The organism is Mesorhizobium sp. M0816 (assembly GCF_040320005.1).
Taxonomy (GTDB): domain Bacteria; phylum Pseudomonadota; class Alphaproteobacteria; order Rhizobiales; family Rhizobiaceae; genus Mesorhizobium.
Map to the genome: position 1 here is coordinate 401,423 of NZ_JAMYOT010000003.1, position 16,272 is coordinate 417,694.

General features: G+C 63.8%; 18 protein-coding genes. 12 read left to right on the top strand and 6 right to left on the bottom strand.

Going from position 1 to position 16,272, the window contains the following annotated elements; genetic code table 11:
* Positions 1-30 precede the first annotated feature (30 nt).
* The gene (locus NKI17_RS06375; protein WP_352724635.1) at positions 31-1,011 is read left to right on the top strand and encodes a GlxA family transcriptional regulator; all 981 of its coding nucleotides are present in this window, start codon (positions 31-33) and stop codon (positions 1,009-1,011) included.
* 86 nt (positions 1,012-1,097) lie between these two features.
* On the opposite strand, the gene NKI17_RS06380 is transcribed toward NKI17_RS06375, so the two are convergent.
* Both NKI17_RS06380 and NKI17_RS06385 read right to left on the bottom strand, forming a co-directional pair.
* A complete protein-coding gene (locus tag NKI17_RS06380) occupies positions 1,098-1,307 on the bottom strand; it encodes a hypothetical protein (RefSeq protein WP_023680243.1) in 210 nt (69 codons plus the stop codon).
* A gap of 166 nt (positions 1,308-1,473) precedes the next feature.
* Positions 1,474-2,127, bottom strand: a complete 654-nt coding sequence (locus tag NKI17_RS06385; RefSeq protein WP_352905530.1) for an O-methyltransferase — start codon at positions 2,125-2,127, stop codon at positions 1,474-1,476.
* Positions 2,128-2,220: 93 nt separating this feature from the next.
* Between NKI17_RS06385 and NKI17_RS06390 the strand changes: the two genes are divergently transcribed.
* Positions 2,221-2,853: a TetR/AcrR family transcriptional regulator gene (locus NKI17_RS06390; protein ID WP_352795601.1), complete on the top strand. Its 633-nt coding sequence runs from the start codon at positions 2,221-2,223 to the stop codon at positions 2,851-2,853.
* Positions 2,854-2,984: 131 nt separating this feature from the next.
* On the opposite strand, the gene xylA is transcribed toward NKI17_RS06390, so the two are convergent.
* Positions 2,985-4,310 carry a xylose isomerase gene (xylA, locus tag NKI17_RS06395; RefSeq protein WP_352795602.1) on the bottom strand — a complete coding sequence of 442 codons (1,326 nt, stop codon included), beginning with the start codon at positions 4,308-4,310 and terminating at the stop codon, positions 2,985-2,987.
* 110 nt (positions 4,311-4,420) lie between these two features.
* Between xylA and NKI17_RS06400 the strand changes: the two genes are divergently transcribed.
* Positions 4,421-4,783, top strand: coding sequence for a nuclear transport factor 2 family protein (locus NKI17_RS06400; RefSeq protein ID WP_352568435.1), 363 nt, complete (start codon positions 4,421-4,423; stop codon positions 4,781-4,783).
* A gap of 38 nt (positions 4,784-4,821) precedes the next feature.
* On the opposite strand, the gene xylB is transcribed toward NKI17_RS06400, so the two are convergent.
* From xylB to NKI17_RS06415, 3 genes are all read right to left on the bottom strand, one after another.
* The gene (gene xylB / locus NKI17_RS06405; protein WP_352905543.1) at positions 4,822-6,276 is read right to left on the bottom strand and encodes a xylulokinase; all 1,455 of its coding nucleotides are present in this window, start codon (positions 6,274-6,276) and stop codon (positions 4,822-4,824) included.
* 191 nt (positions 6,277-6,467) lie between these two features.
* Positions 6,468-7,793: a tetratricopeptide repeat protein gene (locus NKI17_RS06410; RefSeq protein ID WP_352905531.1), complete on the bottom strand. Its 1,326-nt coding sequence runs from the start codon at positions 7,791-7,793 to the stop codon at positions 6,468-6,470.
* 9 nt (positions 7,794-7,802) lie between these two features.
* Complete coding sequence (locus NKI17_RS06415; protein ID WP_352568431.1) at positions 7,803-8,426, bottom strand: LysE family translocator; 624 nt, start codon at positions 8,424-8,426, stop codon at positions 7,803-7,805.
* Between the two features lie 188 nt (positions 8,427-8,614).
* On the opposite strand from NKI17_RS06415, the gene NKI17_RS06420 reads away from it, so the two are divergent.
* The 9 genes from NKI17_RS06420 (at position 8,615) to NKI17_RS06460 (ending at position 16,213) form a co-directional block, all read left to right on the top strand.
* Complete coding sequence (locus NKI17_RS06420) at positions 8,615-9,379, top strand: L,D-transpeptidase (RefSeq protein WP_023680235.1); 765 nt, start codon at positions 8,615-8,617, stop codon at positions 9,377-9,379.
* 217 nt (positions 9,380-9,596) lie between these two features.
* Complete coding sequence (locus NKI17_RS06425) at positions 9,597-9,917, top strand: putative quinol monooxygenase (RefSeq protein ID WP_023680233.1); 321 nt, start codon at positions 9,597-9,599, stop codon at positions 9,915-9,917.
* Positions 9,918-9,996: 79 nt separating this feature from the next.
* Positions 9,997-11,163, top strand: coding sequence for a diphosphate--fructose-6-phosphate 1-phosphotransferase (locus NKI17_RS06430; protein ID WP_352620682.1), 1,167 nt, complete (start codon positions 9,997-9,999; stop codon positions 11,161-11,163).
* A gap of 16 nt (positions 11,164-11,179) precedes the next feature.
* Positions 11,180-11,905, top strand: a complete 726-nt coding sequence (locus NKI17_RS06435) for an MBL fold metallo-hydrolase (RefSeq protein WP_352568425.1) — start codon at positions 11,180-11,182, stop codon at positions 11,903-11,905.
* Between the two features lie 357 nt (positions 11,906-12,262).
* A complete protein-coding gene (locus tag NKI17_RS06440) occupies positions 12,263-13,801 on the top strand; it encodes a DegQ family serine endoprotease (RefSeq protein WP_352905532.1) in 1,539 nt (512 codons plus the stop codon).
* Positions 13,802-13,934: 133 nt separating this feature from the next.
* Positions 13,935-14,546, top strand: coding sequence for a molybdopterin-dependent oxidoreductase (locus NKI17_RS06445; RefSeq protein ID WP_023680229.1), 612 nt, complete (start codon positions 13,935-13,937; stop codon positions 14,544-14,546).
* Entirely contained in the window at positions 14,543-15,289 is a 747-nt protein-coding gene (locus NKI17_RS06450; protein ID WP_352905533.1) for an FAD-binding oxidoreductase, read from the top strand. The genes NKI17_RS06445 and NKI17_RS06450 overlap by 4 nt, the downstream gene beginning before the upstream one ends.
* A gap of 442 nt (positions 15,290-15,731) precedes the next feature.
* Positions 15,732-15,935, top strand: a complete 204-nt coding sequence (locus NKI17_RS06455) for a DUF680 domain-containing protein (protein WP_352697184.1) — start codon at positions 15,732-15,734, stop codon at positions 15,933-15,935.
* Positions 15,936-16,006: 71 nt separating this feature from the next.
* Positions 16,007-16,213 (top strand): DUF680 domain-containing protein, encoded by a 207-nt coding sequence (locus NKI17_RS06460; protein ID WP_023680226.1) that lies wholly within the window; start codon positions 16,007-16,009, stop codon positions 16,211-16,213.
* The last annotated feature ends 59 nt before the right edge of the window (positions 16,214-16,272 follow it).

Below are 16,272 nucleotides of genomic sequence, written 5' to 3' on the forward strand. Positions count from 1 at the left end.
GGAAACTGTTTTGCGTTTTACGAAGATCGTGTGACCAAAAACGAAAAACCGACGATCTTTCGGGCCGAGCGTTTGCCGCTCAAGGTAACGCTGCTGGTATTCTCCGGCTCGTCGATCATGTGCGTCGCGTCGGCCGTCGATCCGTTGCGCGCCGCCAACCGCATTGCCGGTGAGACGCTGTTCGATTTCAGGCTGGTCTCGGTGACAGGCGAGGCGCCGGTCACCACATGCGGCCTGCCGGTGGTGGTCAGCGGCCGCTTCGATGCGGCTGACACAACCGATATGCTGGTCGTCGTCGCCGGCTTCGGCACGCAGAACTACGCCACATCGGCCCTGCTGTCCGGACTGCGCCGGGCGGCGCGCGCGGCACGCGCCTGCGGCGGCGTCGAGGCCGGCACCTGGCTGGTTGCCCGCGCGGGTCTGCTGGAGGGGCGCAGCGCCACCACCCACTGGGAGGACATGGAGGATTTCTCGTCGGCCTTTCCCGGCGTCGACGTGCGCCCCGACCGCTACGTCATCGATGGCCCGGTGTTCACCACCGGCGGCGCCTCGCCGACCTTCGACCTGATGCTGCATCTGATCCGCACGCGGCTCGGCATGGCCGTGGCGCTAGATGTCGCGAGCGTCTTCATCTACGACCAGGCGCGCGCCGCGACGGACGCGCAACCGCTGGTCTCGCTCGGCCGTCTCGACGGCTACGATCCCAGGCTGGCGCAAGCCATTCGGCTGATGGAAGCGCATGTCGACCAGCCGCTGACTATCGCCGCCGTGGCAAAGCGCGCCGGGGTGACGGCACGGACGCTGGAAAGCATCTTTCGCAAGTCGATCGGCGAAACGCCGGGCGCTTATTACCTCAGGCTGCGCCTCGGCGCCGCGCGCCGGCTGGTGGTCGACACGCGCATCGCCATGGCGGACATTGCCGGGCGAACGGGGTTTTCGTCCGCCGCGGCATTTTCCAGAGCGTTTTCAAGAGCGTTCGGCGAAGCGCCGGTCAGGCTGCGTCGGGGATAATGCATGTCGCCCAAAAGCTTGGCCACGGGCTTGACCCGAGGGTGCGGAGCGGTTTTGGGATAACGACATGCATAGACAAAGGTAGATCAGGCAGCGTCCTGGCGGTCGCTGCTGCCGTCGATCTGCGAGCGCATCTGTCTCGCAAGATGGGTCTCGAAGCGGCTGGCGACCGCGCGATCCCATTCGTTTGCACTCAGCGCACCTTGTTTCGGGTGCGGCAGCGCCATCAGCCGGTCGATGATCGATCCAGCCTCGCCAGATGAGAGCAGGGCGTCGATTTCGCGTTCGTGCTGCATATCGTTTCGCCTCCTTCTTTCTGAATCCCGCCACGAACCACACTATAGGAGGTTCGTGACGGCTGTTTGAAGGCAAGAGCGAGGCGATTGATGGGCGATGCCGGGCAAAGTTTTGTCCGCCGCCGCCCATCTTGGGCACGATCGTTCCGGCAGGTCAGGCAGTGCTTCAGCCAAGCCGCATCAGTTCAACATCCTCGCCGAACGGCGTGGACATGTAGCCACTCCCGGTCGAGCGCACCCGCTCGAGGTATTCGGGGCAAAGATCGGCGTTGTCGGCAATGACGAAGGCGCCCGGCCTGAGGCGGCTTTCAACCAGACTCAAGATCTCGGGATAGAGCGCTTTGGCGCCGTCGAGCAGAAGCAGGTCGACGCTTTCGGGAAGATCGACGCTTAATGTTTGCAGCGCGTCTCCCTGTCGGATTTCCACCATGTCGATGAGACCGCCTGCTGTCAGATTACGCCTCGCGCGCGCGACCTTGGATGGCTCGAACTCGCTGGTGATCAGGCGGCCGCCGCCATTGTCCCGCAAGGCTGCGGCAAGGTGCAGGGTCGAGATGCCGAACGAGGTTCCAAATTCAACGATCGTCTGTGCGCCGCTGCCTCGTGCCAGCATGTAGAGCAGCGTGCCGGTCTCTCGCGAAACGGGAAGCCAGAGATCCCTTAGCCGCCCATAGAAATCGAGGTATTCGGTCTTGCTTCGAACGAGGCGCATCCGCTCCTCGGCGGAGAGTTCCGCCACTGCAGGGCTCGTTGCGGCAGCGGCTTCCTCGAACAGGCGGTCCAGCAGGGGCGCGAGCGGCGTTGTCGTCAGTGTGGTCATATCGGTCTCCAGTCGGAATGGAATGCGTTCTTGTGCGGCATTCAAAATACGACCAATCATTCGCGTTCACTAATCGCATTGGCGCGCCCCTCAATGAGCGATCACCGAAGCTCCCGGATTTCCTCGCGAAAACAGCCCAAGCAAGCCCGCTCGGCGGAGCTCGTCGCTGCGATTTTGCAGGCTGCTGTTCAGGTTTTGGCGAGGGAAGGCGCGCAGCGCTTCACCACGGCACGGGTGGCCGAGAAGGCCGGCGTCAGCGTCGGATCGCTGTATCAGTATTTTCCGAACAAGGCGGCGATCCTGTTCCGGCTCCAGAGCGACGAATGGCGGCAGACGACCGATTTGCTGCGCGACATCCTCGAGGACGTCAGGAAACCGCCACTTGAACGGCTGCGCGACCTGGTCCACGCCTTCCTCCGCTCGGAGTGTGACGAGGCCGCGGTGCGTGTGGCGCTCGACGACGCCGCACCGCTTTACCGCGACGCGCCCGAGGCGCACACGGCAAGGGCGTCCGGAGACCGCACCATCCAGCTCTTCATGCAGGAGGCATTGCCAAACGCCGCGCAAGTGACTCGCGAATTGGCCGGCGACCTGGTCATGACGACGCTTAGCACGGTGGGGAAGCAGTTCTCGGAGACGCCTCGAACGCCCAAGGAGATTGAAGTCTACGCCAACGCCATGGCCGACATGTTTTGCGCCTACCTGAGAGGCCTCGATCACGGCTAAGACGCGCCAGACCCAGTCAGCGAACAGGCCACGCGAGTTTCACACGGGGCAAACCTTGTTGGTTTCAGCCCCGCGGAAAGCCGCCTTTATCCGCGGCCGTTCGAACAATGCGGCCGCGAACCGGGTACGCCTCAGACGTACCGGTTGACGATGTTCTCGAGTAGCTCCTGGCGGCCGGATCTGGGCTGCGGCTCGATCTTCTCCTTGACGACGCGCTCAGCGACCTCCTCCAGCGTACGCTTGCCGGCAAGCATCGCCTTGGCCTCGGCCGAATCCCAGCCGGCATAGCGCTCGGCGAGCGGGGCGGACAGCGCCTTGTCCTCGACCATGCGCGCTGCCGCCTTGAGGCCGCGGGCGCAACAATCCATGCCGCCGATATGGCCGATCAGCAGATCCTGCGGATCGAGCGACTGGCGCCTGAGCTTGGCGTCGAAATTGGTGCCGCCGGTCTTGAAGCCGCCGGCCTGCAGCACCTGGTAGTAGGCCAGAGCCATCTCCGGCACATTATTGGGGAACTGGTCGGTGTCCCAGCCCGACTGGTAGTCGTTGCGGTTCATGTCGATCGAACCGAAAATGCCGAGCGCGTTGGCCAGCGCCAGTTCATGCTCGAACGAATGGCCGGCCAGGATGGCGTGGCCCTGCTCGATGTTGAGCTTGACCTCGTTCTCCAGTCCGAAACGCTTGAGGAAGCCATAGACGGTGGCGACGTCGTAATCATACTGGTGCTTGGTCGGCTCCTGCGGCTTCGGCTCGATCAGGATGGTGCCTTCGAAGCCGATCCTGTGCTTGTAATCGACCACCAGGTTGAGGAAACGGCCGGCCTGTTCCTGTTCGCGGGCAAGGTCGGTGTTGAGCAGCGTCTCATAGCCCTCGCGGCCGCCCCACAGCACGTAGTTCTCGCCGTTCAGCCGCTTGGTGACGTCGATGCAGTGTTTCACCGTCGCCGCCGAATAGGCAAAGACGTCCGGATCGGGATTGGTGGCGGCGCCTGACATGAAGCGGCGGTTGGAGAACAGGTTGGCCGTGCCCCACAGCAGCTTGACGCCGGTCTGCTTCATCTTTCCCGAGAAGTAATCGGCGATCTCGTCGAGCCGCGCCGCACTTTCGGAAAAGTCCCGGCCCTCCGGCCGCACGTCGGCATCGTGGAAGCAGAAATAAGGCGCGCCCAGCAGCGAAAACATCTCGAAGGCGACGTCGGCCTTGAGTTTGGCCAGCTCCATGGTGTCGGTGCCGCCGGCCTTGGGGAACCATGGCCGGTCGAACGTCTGGCCGCCGAACGGATCGCCGCCCGGCCAGGCGAAGGAATGCCAATAAGCGACGGCAAAGCGCAGATGGTCTTCCAGCCGCTTGCCGGCGACGATCTCGTCGGGATTGTAGAACCGGTAGGCCAGCGGATTGGTCGAATCCGGTCCCTCGTATTTGATCTGTTGGATGTCGCCGAAAAAACCGCTGCTCATGTTCTTTTCCTCTCGCATGGTTCGGCCTGATTACCTCAGGCGTAATTGGTTTCGCGCTGAAGCTGGTCGAAAAGGCTCATGTCAAAGCCACCCAACGAAGGAGACAGACCATGACCGACCTCAACACCATTGCCGAAAACTACATCGCCGCCTGGAACGAGAGCGACGACGCGCGCAGAAAAGCCTTGCTCGAGGCAACCTTCACCGAGGACGTCGGCTATCGCGATCCGATCATGCGGGGCGACGGCCATGACGGCATCGCGGCGCTGATCGACGGCGTGCAGCAGCGCTTTGCCGGCTTTAGGTTCTCGCTGAAAGGCAAGCCGGACGGCTTCGCCGATACCATCCGCTTTTCGTGGAATCTTGGGCCGGACGGCATCGAATCCGTCATCGAAGGCACGGATATCGGCGTCATCGAAAATGGCCGGCTGAAAAGCGTCACCGGCTTTCTCGACAAAGTGCCGGCACAATGAGGCCTTCTCGGCAGGCCGCGGCGTGGGCGGGAAACCGTTCACGCCGTGGCGCCTCTGATCGCCGGATAAAGCTGGCGATAGCGCTGATAGGCTTGCGCATAGGCGTCACCGAGGGCGGCGACCGGCTCGACCGTGGCGTCGGTCGCCGGCGCCGCGCAGACGGCGCGCGGATCGGCACCGGTCGCCGCGATCAGGCCAAGTCGGGCCGCGCCAAAGGCAGCGCCGAAATCGCGGTCGGCTGGAATATCGACTGGCAGGCCAAGCGCTGTGGCGATGGCCTTCAGCCAATAGCGCGAGCGCGAGCCGCCGCCGATCGCCGTCACCCGGGTCAGCGTCGTGCCGGCTTTGGCCAGAGCTTCGAGGCTGTCGCGGAAAGCGAAAGCGACGCCTTCGAGCACGGCCTGGGTCAGCGCCGCGCGGCCGGATTCGTGGGCAAGCCCGGTAAACGCGCCCCGAATGACGGAATCATTGTGAGGCGTCCGCTCGCCTGACAGGTACGGCAGGAAGGAGACACCGGCCGGCGCCTGCAGCGCATCGCCGAGTTCGGCGGTCAACTCGCCGGCGCTTTTTCCAGCGATCCCCGACAGCCAGTTGAGCGAATCGGTTGCCGACAGGATGACGCCCATCTGGTGCCAGGTGCCGGGCAGTGCGTGGCAGAATGTGTGCACGGCGCTTTCCGGGTTGGGCAGATACGACGCGTTGGCGGCGAAAAGCACGCCGGACGTGCCGAGCGAGACGAACGCCTGCCCGGCGCCGACCGTGCCCATGCCGCAGGCCGAAGCCGCATTGTCGCCGGCACCGCCGGCGATCGGGATGCCCGCCTGCATGCCCCATTTCGCGGCCAGTTCGGCGCGCAAGGCACCGGCCTTGGCCGTGCCTTCGACCAGCGACGGCATCTGGCTTTCGTCGAGCGATGTGGCGGCGAGCAGTTCGGCGGACCAGGCTCGTTTGCCGACATCGAGCCACGACGTGCCAGCCGAATCCGACATTTCCGAAATATGCTCGCCGGCGAGCCAGAGCCGCAAAAAGTCCTTCGGCAGCAGGACCTTTGCCACCTTGGCGAAAACAGCCGGTTCGTTGTTCTTGACCCAGGCCAGCTTTGGCGCGGTGAAACCGGGAAAGACGATGTTGCCGGTTAGCTTGCGAAAGCGCGGGTCGGCGTCGAGCGCGGCCGCCTCGGCGTGGCTGCGTGTATCGTTCCATAGGATGCAGGGGCGCAGCACCTGATCGGCGGCATCGAGCAGAGTGGCGCCATGCATATGGCCGGAAAGGCCGATGCCTTTGACCGCCGCGAGTTCCTTCGCATGCATTGACCGCAGCTCGCCGACCGCCGCTTCGCAGGCGCGGATCCAGTCGGCCGGGTTCTGCTCGGACCAGCCGGGATGCGGGCGCGACACGTCGAGCGGTGCATGGCCGGAACCGACGATGCTCTGCCTTGCATCGATCAGCAGCGCCTTGACGCCCGACGTGCCGAGATCGAGGCCGAGATACATGTTTCCTCCCATGTCCGTCATGCCTGGCGGCGACGGTCTTTCTTGCTTCCCTGCCCAGTCCTGTGACACGGGCGGCGAAGATATCCCGGCAATCGTGCCGCCGGAAACGCACCCCGGTCAACACGCGAAGATTTTTTCGACGCTCGAAAAAATCTGGCCGGGGCAGTTTTTAAGGCAAGATGTGGCCTTGGTCAATTCGCCGCGAGAGCGGTTGCACGCCGTGAAAACAGTGCCGACAACGGGCTGTCCGGCCGTGCCAGCGCGCGTTCCGCCGCAAGCGCCCTCGCCAGCGCGCCATCACCGGAACGCAATGCCGCCTCGATCAGCGTCAGGTCGATGACGTCGCGTTGTGCGTGGCTGCCGCCGAAGCGATGGGCGATTGCCCGGATCGGCCGGATCAGGCGTATCGTCCCGGCATAATTGCCCTCGCCGAATGCCTTGATGGCGAGCGTCAGGGGCTGGCCGACATCCCTGGTGAAAGCAGCGTTGTCGTCCTTGCCGCGGATCGCCTCGCGCTGCGCCTCGAGCAAGCCGCGGGCCGGCGCTTCGAGGCCGGCGCCGACAAACGCCATCATCGCGTGGGCGTCGTTGAAGGCATAATGGCCGGCGCTCGCCTTGGGCAACCAGTTGGCGGCGAGTGCCGTCCAGCGCTCGCCGACATCGACGCCGCCGAGATGCAGCCGCCACAGGATCGCCGAGGCATCGACCATGTTGAGCGCCAGCTTCGAGCGCTCGCCATAGATCGGCCCGTCGTAGAGCGCCAGCACCTCGTCGGTCTCGCCGAGATCATAATGGAACAGCGCCAGATGCCACCAATTATGCACCTGCAGGAAGCTTTCCCGCGTCCACGCTTCGGGATTGGCGCGCATCCACAGAATGCCGTCCTTCTGCCGGCTCTGCATCTCCATGACATGGGCCACCGCATGCTGGGCCCAGCCGTCGCGCGGCTCGAGATCCACCGCCGTGCGGCCAAGTTTTTCGGCGCGCGCGTAGTCGCCCATTTCTTCCAGCCCGAAGGCCTGCATCCCGAGTATGGCGTGATAGCCCGGCATGCCGCTCTGCCAGGACGGCAGCGCGCGGCCGATGCGGTCGCGCAGCATGCGCGCATTGCCGGTGAAGAAGTCGATCTGGTGGCCGGTCTGCAGCGCCAGCGCATCGAGCGGAAACTCGATGGCGATATCCTCCAGCACGCGGGCGGCCTCGTGCCAGCGTCCATCCGCAAGGTAGCCAAGGGCGGCGACATGCGCCTGCTCGCGCGTCGTCGCGGCAAGCGGCAGCGCCGCCTCGTGACATGCCTTGGCCACCGCCGTCGCTTCGCGCTCGGTGGCAAGGCCAAAGAGATAACCCTTGAACACATGCGCCATGACGAAGCCGGGATCTTCGGCGATTGCCCGGTCAATGGAACCGACCGGATCGCCGATGAAGCACTGCAATTCGCGAACAGCCCGGCTGTAGGACGAGAGCCTGGCCTCCGTCGCGCCAGACAGTGTCAGGCCGAATGCATCGCTCACCGCCATGGTCTGTCCTCAGTTGCCCGAGCGCATCGCCACTGTCGCGATGCCGGCGCCGACCAGCAGCGTGCCGCCGGTGCGGTTGAAGATGCGGATCGCCTTTGGGTTGCGCACCACGTTGCGCGCCCTTGCGGCGATCAGCGCATAACCGAAGGCATTGGCGAAGGCGAGCGCCAGGAAGGTCGTCTCGAAGATCAGCATCTGTGTCCAGAAATCCGCATGCCGGTCGAGGAACTGCGGCAGGAAGGCGACAAAAAAGGTGATGCTTTTCGGATTGAGCGCGGTAACCAGCCAGGCATGCGCCATCATTTTCGCCGACGACACCGCATCGGTGCGCGGTTCGGCCCGGAGCGCGCCGCCGGCGCGAAACAGCTTGATGCCGAGATAGATCAGATAGCCGGCGCCGATCACCTTCAGCACGGTGAATACGGTGGCGGACGCCGCCAGCAGCGCGCCGATGCCCAGCATCGACAATGTCATCGCGGTGAAGTCGCCGAGCGCCACGCCGACTGCCATCGGCAGCGCGGTGCGCCAGCCCTGGCCGAGCGCATAGGACACCACCAGCAGGATGGTCGGACCTGGAATGACCAGAAGGACTGCCGAGGCGGCGGCAAAAGCGGCCCAGTTTTCGAAGGACATTTTCTTCTCCTTGAGCTCAAAGAAGAGGATAAATCCTTGGTCCCGCGCAGATGTAAAGAGGCAAAAATCGAAAAAGCCCCTCGTTAATGCCAGGCGGCCGGCCTTCACGCTTTTTCAACCATGATTGGCGAAAATGCCTGCTATCCGGCCGGACCGTGTTTCCCGCCGATAGCGTAGGGTTTGGGTAAATGCGTGAGTTGCCGCAAGGTCTGTCGCTGCCGCACAACGGCGACGCAATCGAAACCGAAATACAGCTTTCCCGCCGCACGGTGCTGTCCGGCGCCGGTGCGCTGGCGCTGCTCGGCGTCGCCGGCTGCAGCCAGACGCTGGATCTGCCGTCGCTGCAGCTCGACGACGTCACCACCGGCTCGATCCGGCCCATCCGTCCGAGTATCAGCGTCGACAAGAACATCACCAGCCCCGACGTGATGTACGCTTCGCTCACCGACGGTGGCTTCAATGTGCCGGAAGTGCCCTATCTCAAGGTCAAGCCGGAGTTCCGCCGCCAGATCGTCGTCGATCCGACCGGCGAGCAACCCGGCACCATCGTCGTTCACTCGCAGGAACGGCTGCTCTATCTGGTGCAGCCCGGCGGCGATGCGATCCGTTACGGCGTCGGCATCGGCAAGGACGGGTTCCGCTGGTCCGGCCGCGCCAACATCCAGTACGGCAAGGAATGGCCGGTCTGGACCCCACCGCCCGAGATGATCGCCCGCAGGCCGGAACTGGTGAAATGGCAAAGCGGACAGCCGGGCGGCCTCGACAATCCGCTCGGCGCGCGTGCCCTCTACATCTATCAGAACGGCAGCGACACCGGCTATCGCATCCACGGCTCGCCCGAATGGTGGAGCATCGGCCAGGCGATGTCGTCGGGCTGCGTGCGCCTGATCAACCAGGACATCATCGATCTCTACAGCCGCGTCTCCAAGAAGAATCCGGTCGTCGTCGTCTGACCGGCGGCCAAGGCTCGAGCGATTACTCTGCCGGCTAGCGCTGCACACCCATGTACTACATTTTGTGCGAATTCATGCGACGCTTCGCCTTGCCCAGCCATGTCCACTCGTGTGACTGACAAGTTTTGGGAGATCGCGACATCGTTGCACTGATCGAGGCGAGCGAAGCGGAGAAGCCGACCATGCGTGGTCCCTGCAAGAAGCAAGAAAGCAATTGATGCCGATTGTCAGGATAGCCGAACTGGAAATCGATCCTAAGCAGATCGGCAGCTACAGGGCCCTGCTTGCCGAAGAGATTGAGGCTTCTGTACGCGTCGAGCCGGGCGTGCTTTTCCTTCATGCGGTGGCAGTAAAAGGCACGCCTGAAAAGGTGCGCGTGATCGAATGCTACGCCGATCAGGCGGCCTATGAGGCCCACCTGACCACGTCGCACTTTCTCAAATACAAGGCGCAGACGGCGAGTATGGTCAGGTCACTTCGGCTCATCGAAACGGATCCTATCGCGCTGCAGGCGAAGAGTGGCCCGATTTCAAACTGACCCACTGCCTCTGCCGTTGCGCGATGCCGCAAGACAGGCGAATGTGCCTGCGATTTTCACCGCCCGGGAGACGTGAACAATGGCCGGAACTTTTGTCATCGCGCAAGGCGGCGGCCCGACCGCCGTCATCAACCAGACCGTGGTGGGCGCCACGCTCGAAATCCGCAAGCGGCATCCCGGCGCCAAGGTGCTTGGTTCCATCCACGGCGTGCGCGGAATTCGTGACGGCAATTACGTCGATCTTTCCGCCATCCCCGAGGACCGCCTGCGGCTGATCGCGGCGACACCGAGCGCCGCGCTTGGTTCGACGCGCGACAAGCCGGATGCCGCCTATTGCGACCTCATCCTCAACGGCTTGAAGAACGCCGGCGCCGATGCCTTCATCTATATCGGCGGCAACGACACCTCGGGCACGCAGCAGATCCTCACCGACGCCGCCGGCGGCAAGATCGCCTTCGTCCACGCGCCGAAAACCATCGACAACGATCTCCAGGAGAACGATCACACGCCCGGCTTCATGTCGGCGGCCGAGTTCGTCGCTGGAGCATTCCTTTCGGTCGATCTCGATTTCCGCGCTCTGCCGGGCATCTATGTCGGCATCGTCATGGGGCGGCATGCCGGTTTCCTGACGGCCGCGTCCGCGGCCTGGCAGCTCGATCAGGACAGCGGCCCGCATCTCGTCTACGTGCCGGAGCGGCCGTTCTCCGCGGCGGGCTTCATCGACGACGTTCGTGCAACGCTCGACCGCCACAAGCGCTGCATCGTTGCCGTCTCCGAAGGCGTCAGCACCGCCGACGGCAAAGCGCTGGTCGAAAGCCTGGTGCCGCCGGAAAGGCTGGAGCGCGACCAGCACGGCAACGTCAAGCTGTCGGGCAGCGACCTGCCGGCAGCCTTGGAGCGCGCGCTCGCCGAAGGATTGCCGGGCAAGCGGGCGCGCGTCGATGCGCTCGGCTATATGCCGCGCGGCTATGTCGGCGCCATCAGCGCGGTGGACGCGCAGGAGGCCTTCGATGCCGGTGCCTTCGCGGTCACGGTGGCCGACGAGGGGGGCGGTTCGGTGGCGCTGCAATATGACGGCAAGAAAACCGTGCTGAAGAAGGTGCCGCTGAAGAACGTCGCCGGCAAGACGCGCCATATGCCGGATGATTTCATGCTGCCGGAAGTCAACCGGCTGTCCGATGCGGGGATGGCCTATCTGAAGCGGCTGGTCCCGCAAAAGTACAAGGTCGGCAAGCCGTTCGTCTGATGCCGGCCTTGATCTGATGGACAGCTGGTTCAGCAAAACCATCGTCGACGCCAAGACGACGATGCTGACCGAGCCCTTCGTGCACGAATTCGTGCGCGCCAACATCTGGCATCTGCGCGGCCGCGATGTCGACCTGCTGGTCGACACCGGCATGGGGATCTGCCCGCTGGCGCCGCAGATCGACACGCCGTCCGGCAAGCCGCTGCTCGTCGTCGCCACGCATATCCATCTCGATCATGTCGGCTCGCTGCACGAGTTTCCGTTGCGGGCAGGGCCGCGCCACAGCGCCGCACAGTTCGACAGCATGGATGAAGCGGTGACCTACGCCTACATGTTCCATGATCTGGAAGGCGCCGTCTCCAGGCTGCCGGCAAAGGGCTGGAAGGCGGCCGATTACAGGATTCAGCCCGCGCCTCTGGCCCGGACCCTGGACGAGGGCGATAGGATCGACCTCGGCGACCGCCAATTCCGCGTCCTGCATCTGCCTGGCCACTCTCCGGATTCGATCGCGCTGTTCGACGAGGCTGACGGCCTGTTCTTCGCCGGCGACGCCATCTACGACGCCATGCTGATCGACGACCTGCCGGATTCGGATCGTGCCGCCTATCGCCGCACGATGCAGCGCCTGCTCGAGCTGCCGATCCGCATCGGCCATGGCGGCCATGGACCGAGCTTCGACGGCAGGCGGATGCGCGAGATCGCCACCACCTATCTCAGCCGGACCGACTGGAAAGGCGAATAGGAGGCCTCGGCTGAGGCGGCGCAAATCTGAAGCGATTTGTCTTGCGCAGCTATTTTGTTCTTGCTTTGTGCCGGCAGCTATGCTAGTAATTTGGGTATGGTGCTGATTCGCCCCAACGACCCGCCGCAAGGCGGGTTTTTGTTTTCGGGTTTCGGCGCCAGCCCGGCAAGGCGGCTGCCAGCCGGAAATTAAATCTTCGTAATATTATCTGGAAACCACGATCGGCGCCCTAGATGCGGGGCTGTCGATCCGGTCGGCCGCCGTGCCAGGCGAGACAGGCAAGGCCGACACGCCGATAGAGCGTTCCGGTGACGGAACGCTGCGGCGCCCGATCAATCTCTCGCCCGGACAACGGCCATGTCACCAATCCAGACCCTTCGCAGACATCGCGTCGCCGCTCTGCTGGGCGCCGCACTGATCGTCAGCCCCTTCGCCCTGCCCCTCGCTCCCAGGCTGAATGATGTCCTGGCGGCAACAGTGACCCCACCTGTCACCGGCATGACGGCGCCCAGCGGTTCGTTCGCTCCGGTCGTGGCGGCCGACAAACCGGCAGTGGTGACCATCACGACGGTCATGAAAGTACAACAGCCGGACACCATGAGCGACGCCTCTCCCTTTGGCGGAACCTCGCCTTTCGACGACTATTTCCGCCATTTCTTCGATGACCAGGGACAGCCCGCCCCCAAGACACCGCCGGAACAGGCGCCGCGCACCGAGGCCCTCGGCTCAGGCTTCATCGTCGGCGCCGACGGCACCATCGTCACCAACAATCACGTCGTCGACGGCGCCCAGTCGATCAAGGTGACGCTCGACGACGGCACCGAGCTTCCCGCCAAATTGATCGGTCATGACGCCAAGAACGATCTTGCCGTGCTCATGGTCAAAGCCGGCAAGCCCTTGCCGATCATCAAATGGGGCGATTCCGACAAGCTCATGCCGGGCGACCAGGTGCTCGCCTTCGGCAATCCTTTCGGCCTTGGCACTACGGTCACGGCCGGCATCGTCTCGGCGCGCGGCCGCGACCTGCATAGCGGGCCGTTTGACGACTTCATCCAGATCGACGCCCCGATCAACCGGGGCAATTCCGGCGGCCCGCTAACGGATGTGAACGGCAATGTCGTCGGCATCAACACGGCGATCTTTTCGCCGAATGGCGGCAGCGTCGGCGTCGGCTTCGCCATCCCCTCGGACCAGGCGCAAAAGGTCGTCGCCAAGCTGATGAAGGGCGGCTCCATCCAGTACGGTTATCTCGGCGTCCAGATCCAGCCGGTGACGCCTGACATGGCGAGCGCCATCGGCCTCGATCACCCAGCCGGCGTGCTGGTCGCGCAGGTCAGCGACGGATCGCCGGCCGCCAAGGCCGGCATCGAGACCGGCGACGTCATTACCAGTTTCGCCGGCCGCGACATAAAGGATCCAAGGGATCTGTCGCGCGCCGTCGCCGACGTTGCGCCCGGCACGAGGGAAACCCTCAATGCCTGGCGCCAGGGGCAAAGCCTGCAGATCTCCGTCGAGGTCGGGCGCAACGAAGACGACATGGCAACGGGATCGGTGACCGGCGATCGGCGTCAACCGTCGACGGAGCAGGGCCTTCGCGCACCGGCGCTCGGTCTCGGCCTGATGGATGTCACCCCGGATGTGCGCCAGGCAATGAACCTGGCAGGCAACCAGCACGGCGCGCTGGTCGAGCGCGTCGACCCGAACAAGGCGGCATCGGCTTCCGGCATCCAGCCCGGCGACATCATCGTCGCCGTCGACCAGCATCCGGTGAGGAACGCCAGGCAGGCTAACCAGGCGATTGTGCAGGCTGCCAAATCTGGCAAGAAATCGGTGCTGCTGCTTGTCGAGCGTGGCGACGCCCAGATGTTCGTCGCCGTCCCCTTCGCCAGCGGCTGAAGCGGGCGCCGCGCTGCCAAGATCGGTGTAGAGCATTGCCGCCAGGCCGGAGCCAAGATTTCGGTTGCCCGCGCACGCGTCTTCGAGAAAACTGACAAAGGTCGATTGGACCTTGCGCAAACGGATATTCTCGATGGTTACCCGAGGCTTCTCTTCCGGACGAAAGCCGCCGACGGATACGGATGCACGTATCCCGCCGGGGCAATATCTCGAGCAAGGTTTCCCGGTCCTGTCGGCCGGCCCGACGCCGCATGTCCGCACCGAGGATTGGTCGTTCACGCTTAAGCACGGGCCGCGGCCGATCAAGAAGTGGAACTGGGCCGAGTTCAACGCGCTGCCCCTGACCAAGATGACACGCGACATCCATTGCGTCACCGCATGGACCAAGTTCGACACGGCGTGGCAGGGCGTGCTCGTCGACGACATCCTTGCCGACGCCGGCATCGAGCCGCCCACCGCCTTCACGCTGGCGTTGGGTTTCGACGGCTATTCCACCAATGTGCCGACGAAGGATCTCACCGGCGGCAAGGCGATGGTGGCACTGCTTTATGAAGGCAAGCCGATCACCCCCGATCATGGCGGCCCGGCCCGGCTGCTCGTTCCGCATCTCTATTTCTGGAAATCGGCCAAATGGCTGAACGGGCTGCAGTTCACAGAACGTGACGAGCCGGGTTTCTGGGAATTGCGAGGTTATCATATCTATGGCGATCCGTGGCGCGAGCAGCGCTACACGAACGATCCATGAGCGACGCACCGGCGGCGCAGTCGCCCTGGCAGACGGTCACCATCACCCGCATCCAAAAGCGCACGCCGCGCGTCACCAGCTTTTTCCTGCAGCCGTCGCGGCCCTTCGTCTACCGCGCCGGACAGCATGTCGATGTCAGGTTGACGGCGCCGGACGGCTATCAGGCGCGCCGCTCCTACTCCATCGCCTCGGCGCCGGAGACCGGCGAGACCATCGAGCTGGCGATTGAAAAACTCGAGGACGGCGAGGTCTCGCCGTTCTTTCACGAGATCGCGGCGGTGGGCGACGAGGTCGAATTGCGCGGGCCGCTCGGCGGCCATTTCGTCTGGTCCGACGGCGATGGCGGACCGCTCCTGCTCGTCGGCGGCGGGTCGGGCGTGGTGCCGCTGATGTCGATGATCCGTCACCGGGCGATGCGGGGATCGCTGGTCGCCGCCACCTTGGTGTTTTCGGCGCGGGTCTGGGACGAGGTGATCTTTCGCGACGAGTTGATCGACCTCGCCGAGTGCCGGGATGGCTTCGACCTGGTGCTGACGCTGACGCGCGAGCCGGCCCGCCGTCCGGCAGATCATGCGCGGCGGGTCGACGCCGCGATGATGGTGCAAGCCATGACGAGGCTGCCCGTGCCGCCGAAGCTCGCCTTTGTCTGCGGCTCGAACGCATTCGTGACAGCCGCCGCCGAGACACTGATCGATGCCGGGGTGCCTGCGGCACTCATCCGCACCGAACGCTACGGGGTCTGACCGGTTCTGCTTGCCCGGTTGCTGCCTTCGTTGGGCGGCATAAAGCAGGCCAAAAGCAGCCGCAACGCCGACGCCGCGTTTGGCCGAAATGGTTAACGATTCGACAAAGAACCTCGGCTGCGACTTTTATCGGTTTAAAAAATCGAACCGAACGGTTCGTTTCTGTTGACAATGCGTGCAGGACGCTGTGAACGCTGCCTCCCCAAGTCACCTTGCAGCCAGACCGATACTATGGGCTATCTACTTGATATTTAGCAATAAAATTGTGGCGGAGGGAATCTCTGGCACAATTTCAAGGTGTAGATTCTTGGTCCACACCAAACAACTTCGTGATTGGAAACTGGCCATCGCCTTTCCCACATCGGGGCTGTCCGAACGACGCGAATTCCTCCCAAGACACGCCGCTGGACGGACGGAAAAACTGAGATACTGGAGTACTAAAATGAAAAAGATCGCTCTTGCCGCCGTCGCCGTTTTGGCCATCACCGGCAGCGCCTTCGCTGGCAGCGACAACTTTGGTTCCAAGGGTGCGAACCAGCCTGCCGCTTCGGTCGACAGCTCGTATACGGCTTCCATTCAGAAGCCGGCTCATGCTGACCAGCAGCCTGTCCAGGGCGCCGACCGTAACCTCTTCGGCAACAAATAACAGCCGATCCCAGCATCAGGGCGGCGGGCATATCCGCCGTCCGGGGATCTGAAAAATTCAGGAGTATTAAGATGAAAAAGATCGTTCTTGCTGCCGCCGCCGTTTTGGCCATCACCGGCAGCGCCTTCGCGGGCAGCGACAACTTTGGTTCCAACGGAGCCAACCAGCCTGCTGTCTCGGTCGACAGCTCCTACACGGCTTCCGTCAAGACGTCGGACCAGGCTGAAAAGCAGCCGGTTGTCCAGGGCGCCGACCGTAACCTCTTCGGCAACAACTAACAGCCGATCCCACCATCAAGGCGGCGGCATGCCCGCCGTTTGATTCGAAAATCCAGGAG

Excerpts from the sequence above, each read along its gene's own strand:
- NKI17_RS06380 (WP_023680243.1), bottom strand. The coding sequence starts at position 1,307 with ATGCAGCACGAACGCGAAATCGACGCCCTGCTCTCATCTGGCGAGGCT.
- NKI17_RS06415 (WP_352568431.1), bottom strand. The coding sequence starts at position 8,426 with ATGTCCTTCGAAAACTGGGCCGCTTTTGCCGCCGCCTCGGCAGTCCTT.
- NKI17_RS06430 (WP_352620682.1), top strand. The coding sequence starts at position 9,997 with ATGGCCGGAACTTTTGTCATCGCGCAAGGCGGCGGCCCGACCGCCGTC.
- NKI17_RS06450 (WP_352905533.1), top strand. The coding sequence starts at position 14,543 with ATGAGCGACGCACCGGCGGCGCAGTCGCCCTGGCAGACGGTCACCATC.
- xylB (WP_352905543.1), bottom strand. The coding sequence starts at position 6,276 with ATGTATCTCGGCCTCGATCTCGGCACGTCGGGCGTCAAGGCGCTGCTG.
- NKI17_RS06440 (WP_352905532.1), top strand. The coding sequence starts at position 12,263 with ATGTCACCAATCCAGACCCTTCGCAGACATCGCGTCGCCGCTCTGCTG.
- NKI17_RS06455 (WP_352697184.1), top strand. The coding sequence starts at position 15,732 with ATGAAAAAGATCGCTCTTGCCGCCGTCGCCGTTTTGGCCATCACCGGC.
- NKI17_RS06460 (WP_023680226.1), top strand. The coding sequence starts at position 16,007 with ATGAAAAAGATCGTTCTTGCTGCCGCCGCCGTTTTGGCCATCACCGGC.
- NKI17_RS06425 (WP_023680233.1), top strand. The coding sequence starts at position 9,597 with ATGCCGATTGTCAGGATAGCCGAACTGGAAATCGATCCTAAGCAGATC.
- NKI17_RS06445 (WP_023680229.1), top strand. The coding sequence starts at position 13,935 with ATGGTTACCCGAGGCTTCTCTTCCGGACGAAAGCCGCCGACGGATACG.
- NKI17_RS06390 (WP_352795601.1), top strand. The coding sequence starts at position 2,221 with ATGAGCGATCACCGAAGCTCCCGGATTTCCTCGCGAAAACAGCCCAAG.
- NKI17_RS06435 (WP_352568425.1), top strand. The coding sequence starts at position 11,180 with ATGGACAGCTGGTTCAGCAAAACCATCGTCGACGCCAAGACGACGATG.
- NKI17_RS06385 (WP_352905530.1), bottom strand. The coding sequence starts at position 2,127 with ATGACCACACTGACGACAACGCCGCTCGCGCCCCTGCTGGACCGCCTG.
- NKI17_RS06400 (WP_352568435.1), top strand. The coding sequence starts at position 4,421 with ATGACCGACCTCAACACCATTGCCGAAAACTACATCGCCGCCTGGAAC.
- NKI17_RS06420 (WP_023680235.1), top strand. The coding sequence starts at position 8,615 with ATGCGTGAGTTGCCGCAAGGTCTGTCGCTGCCGCACAACGGCGACGCA.
- xylA (WP_352795602.1), bottom strand. The coding sequence starts at position 4,310 with ATGAGCAGCGGTTTTTTCGGCGACATCCAACAGATCAAATACGAGGGA.
- NKI17_RS06410 (WP_352905531.1), bottom strand. The coding sequence starts at position 7,793 with ATGGCGGTGAGCGATGCATTCGGCCTGACACTGTCTGGCGCGACGGAG.